1 protein-coding gene is annotated in these 359 nt (G+C 49.0%); it reads left to right on the forward strand.

Translation table 11 applies throughout. From position 1 onward, the window contains the following. Positions 1-167: 167 nt before the first annotated feature. Positions 168-359: response regulator (locus AC5S26_RS29975; RefSeq protein ID WP_494188611.1), on the forward strand; the 192-nt coding region annotated here is incomplete at its 3' end.

Below are 359 nucleotides of genomic sequence, written 5' to 3' on the forward strand. Positions count from 1 at the left end.
TCCTTGTTAGACACCGCGCAACAGAACGCGCCAAATAGTTCTTGGATAGAGTTTTGTCACTATAGCGTTGGAGACGCCAAATATCTGTTATTAAATTGAATGCCGAAAACTGGCGTATGATGGTGCGCATTTATCGGGCTCTCTGACCGTCGAAAGGTTGGCATGTCATGGAGAGGATTCCCACGAACCGGGCCCGTCCACGATGCCTGATCGCGGATGACCACGTGATTTTTTCCGATGCCTTGAGGGTTTATTTGAGTACGGCGCTCGAAATTGTAGGAGTGGTTTCGGATGGCAGGACTCTTGTCGTCGAAGCAATCAGGCTGAAGCCGGAAATAGTTATTGTCGACGTAGGAATA

Source organism: Edaphobacter sp. FHG110511_03 (assembly GCF_059115365.1).